Source organism: Escherichia sp. KCJ4928 (genome assembly GCF_004352695.1).
Classification (GTDB): Bacteria; Pseudomonadota; Gammaproteobacteria; order Enterobacterales; family Enterobacteriaceae; genus ECMA0423.
The window spans coordinates 1-3,147 of sequence record NZ_SJWV01000300.1; the positions used below are offsets into that span (position 1 = coordinate 1).

At 63.1% G+C, this 3,147-nt stretch carries 1 protein-coding gene; it reads right to left on the reverse strand.

What is annotated here, in order from left to right:
- On the reverse strand, positions 1–3,065 hold a 3,065-nt coding region (locus tag E0D98_RS22785; RefSeq protein WP_096955439.1), incomplete at its 3' end, for an RHS element core protein.
- Positions 3,066–3,147: the final 82 nt, after the last annotated feature.

Below are 3,147 nucleotides of genomic sequence, written 5' to 3' on the forward strand. Positions count from 1 at the left end.
CGCCGCCATACCCGTTTCGCCATTCGCCGTCCCAGCGGGTCGTAGAGGTAGCGGCTCTCGACCAGTGGCTCGCCATGCTGTATCCGCGTGTGGAACACCAGGCGGTGCTGGCTGTCGTAGTGGTAGTGGTGGGTCCGCTCGTCGTCCGTCCGTATCACACCCGTCGGGATACGGTCCGTCTTCTCCGTCAGTCTGCCGTATTCATCATAGTGGTAAACATAGTGCGCATCCTCTGCGATGCGGTTATCCGGCCACGCCGTGAGCGTGCTGTCCGGGTGTAGCTCCGGGTCCGGCAGGCGGTTTCCCGCCGGGTCGGTGGCATACGGGATGCGGATGTCCAGGTCCGGTGCGAGGGTGCGCACGCTCTCCAGCCTGCCCGTGGCACTGTAGCCGTATTCCCGCGTCTGTCGCGGGCCGCTGATGCGCACCAGGTCGCCGTTGTCATTCCACCCGTAGTCACGGTCATACACCAGGCTGTTCAGGTGCTGGCTCTGTAACTGGCCTGCGGGGGTGTATGTGCTGATCAGTTCATATGCGGCATTACTGCCTGCCCTGCTGCCGAAGCTGCGCACCGTCTCACGGTGCAGCCTGTCCCGCGTATACTCGACCAGCGGCGTCCCGCCCAGCTTCATGCCCGCCAGGTAACCGCTGCCGTAGGTCAGCCACTCCACCGGCGGCAGGCTGTCCGGCGTGACGCGGTTTGCCAGCCCCTGTTCGTTGTAGGCGTGTTTCGTCTCATGCTGCCACAGCAGTTCCCCCGTCTCCGGGTTCTCCACCGTCTGCCGTTCGCCCGTCAGGCGGCCCTTATCGTCGTAGCCGTAGTGGACAGCGACACGGTGGCCTTCGCTCAGGTGGCTGATTTCTCTCAGCCAGCCGTGGCCGTCATACTGCCACTGCTCTGCCGGGTCGCCGTTCACCGTCCGGTGCGTGATGCGGTCCGACGCATCGTAGTGCCAGAGGGTGATAAGCCCCTCGTCTTCACTCTGCGTGAGTTTTCCGGTCAGGTCATAATGATAACGTTGCGTCCGCCCGTCAAAGCCGCCCTGCTGTACCAGCCGGTCCAGCGCATCGTAGCTGAAGTCGCTGTGGCTGCCGTTCTCGTTAGTCAGACTGATGACACGTCCGGCAGCATCGTACTCCATACTGCGCGTCAGCCCGCCCTGCGTGGTGCTGACCGCCTTTCCCCACGCATCGTACTGTGTCTCGCTCCGGTTGCCGTCCGGGGTGATAACGGCAGTCAGGTCGCCTGCGGCGTTGTACTCATACTGCGTTTCACGGCCCTGTGCGTCTTTCACCGAGGTTAACCGGCCACGGTTGTCATAGTGGCGGTAAAGGCTGATACCTTCCTCGCGGTGAACCGCCGTCATCTGGCCGAAGCGGTCGTATTCATAGCGGGTCTGGTAGCCCGAGCAGTCAGTGAACGCCAGCAACTGCCCGTAGCGGCTCCACGTCATCTGCCGGGTGCTGCCCGTCGCATCCGTTGTCGTCGCCGGTAACTCACTGTGCGCGTCATCGTAGCGGTAGCGTACTGTCTCCCCGCTGCGCGATGTCTCCGATACCAGCCTGCCCGGTTCATCATATTCCCGGCGGCTCTCCAGCCCGTCCGGGTACACCACCGCCGTCAGCTGGTTCCCGTCGTTATAGTAAAATTTCGTCTCCCGCCCGTCCGGTGTGGTGATGTCCGTGATATCGCCGGACACCACATTCAGACCGTACTCTGTCCGCCGTCCCGCCGCGTCCGTCTGCGCCGTGAGCCTTCCTGCCGCGTCATACCCGCTGTGCGTGACGCTGCCGTCCGCCAGTTCTTTTTTCACCACCCGCTTCAGCCCGGCCCCGCCTTCTGTATGCAGCACCTCACGCCGGTTCAGGCTGTCGGTGACGGTGATGCGGTCCTGCTCATACTGGTAGCGGTAACTCAGGCCTGCCGGGTTAAGTTGCTCCACCACCCGCCCCGCATCGTCGTAGCGGTAGCGCATCTCCGGCCTGCCTGCATAACGGTGCCCCACCATCCGGCCCCGGTATTTATCATCGTAAGTAAAGTGGCGCATCTGCGTACCGCTGCGGTCATACACCGCCGCCAGCTCACCGCGTGGCGTCCAGTCGTAGCACACCAGTGGCGCGGCAGGTAAATTTTCCGGGTATTCCGGGTCGTGCATCAGCCACACCGCCGAAAGACGGATACCGCTGTCAGCGCCGTATTCCGTACCGGGCAGTGTGTCGGGGAAGGAAGGAGCTGAGAGAGGGCGGGGACTGTCAGGGGAAGATAACGAAGCGGTGTGCGGTTTACGGGCCTCTTCCGCCCGCTGTGCCTGTGTGGTCAGTACCAGACGGAACTCCCGCCCGGCACCGTCCGTCACGCCGGTGATTTCCCCGGCCAGGTCACCGGCGGCCTCACGCCGGTACGTCAGCGTCCGCCCGAAGCGGTCCGCCATCCCGGTAAGCACCCGGTACGGCGGCAGCGGCGCTGGCAGTACGTCCTCAGCACCCGGCACCCGCTCAGACCACCCCAGTATCCACCACGGCCCCTGTGCGCTGTTGGTCGCCAGGTAAAGATGCGGGCTTAACCGGATATCCGGCGGCAGCGACGCCCACAGCCGCGCCAGCGTATGGCCGTCCGGCTGTGCTGCCTTACCACCGCGCACCAGCCACATTGACTCACTGCGGCTGTACACCGCCTCCCCCGGCAGCAGCGGCTCAAAGTGAATGCTCCGCCCGCCGTTGTCGTTGAGTATCAGTCCGTCATCACGTAGCTGTAAGCGGATATCAGAAGGCGCTTTCCAGCCGGGGCCAAAAATTCCCACCGGCGCAGGCGTCTTCGTCCGGTAGCTGCTGTAGGTGCGGGAGAGAATGAACGGCAGCGGGTCGGGCAGCGCAAGGTCCGTCTCGCCGGGCTGTACTTTTGCACCGAGCAGCGGGTTCACCGGGTTGCCCGAGGTCATCCCGCCCGGACACACCGAGCACGCCACGCCAGTTGGCGCGCCAATTCTTACACCTGCCGAACCCTGGACAATGGGACCGCCATACTGAGTCATATCTCCCTGACGCGCCGCTGGTTTTCCGCTCATATAAAGTGCCCTTTTAGTTATTGTTCATATCCCTGTGTTAGCAACAAAAAAAATAAAATGACACACAAGACCAGCTAATGTA